The sequence below is a fragment of the Pseudomonas putida genome (assembly GCF_030159595.1).
GTDB lineage: Bacteria > Pseudomonadota > Gammaproteobacteria > Pseudomonadales > Pseudomonadaceae > Aquipseudomonas > Aquipseudomonas putida_AC.
The window spans coordinates 1-710 of sequence record NZ_BSKJ01000031.1 but is presented as its reverse complement, the minus strand read 5'-3'; the positions used below and the strand labels follow the sequence as shown (position 1 = coordinate 710).

1 protein-coding gene is annotated in these 710 nt (G+C 52.4%); it reads left to right on the top strand.

What is annotated here, in order from left to right; all coding sequences use genetic code 11:
* Window positions 1-210: 210 nt before the first annotated feature.
* Window positions 211-710, top strand: a 500-nt coding sequence (locus QQL85_RS26420; RefSeq protein WP_284368790.1) for an IS110 family transposase, incomplete at its 3' end; no start/stop codon positions are given.

Sequence of the window (710 nt, the reverse complement as noted above, 5' to 3'; positions counted from 1 at the left end):
CCCGCTTGTATGGTTAGACTTGAAGGGGTGGTGGGACTAAATGCCCGATTCTGACTGTTCACAGCAGTACAGACCGTGGGAGACATCGCCCCACCCCTTCCACCAAAGCGCCGATAAAGAATGCATCGTTTGCAAGCGACGATAGAAGCAAGCCAGCGCCTCTTGGTGAAACCCCTTCAAGCCGAAAAACCATAGCGTGAGGAGTCGCCCATGGCAATGCAGGTAGGCAAGCTAATTGTGGGTGCGGATGTCGCAAAAGCTGAGCTGGTTATCCATCACGATGACCGTGATGAGATCATCAGACTGAAAAATTCCAAACTCGAAATCAAAAAATGGCTGAAGCAGCAACCGCTGAACACCGCTATCGCGGTCGAAGCGACCAATGTTTATCACCTGGACTTGGTTGAGCTGGCCCATAGCTTGGGTTTCGAGGTTTATGTCATCGATGGTTTCCAACTGAGTAACTACCGGAAAAGTGTTGGAGGACGGGTTAAAACCGACCCTTCCGATGCTCGGTTGCTGTCCCGATTTCTGAGGAACGAAGGGGATGATCTTCGTCCCTGGAGCCCGCCTCCCGCTGTCTACGGCAAGCTTCAGAGCCTGCTTCGTCGCAGAGCAGCCTTAGTAAGTGCTCGCACTGCAATGACTCAGAGCTGGGCTAATGAAGGCCTCTTGAAGGCTGCGTTCAGTACCTTCGTGAAATCGATAGA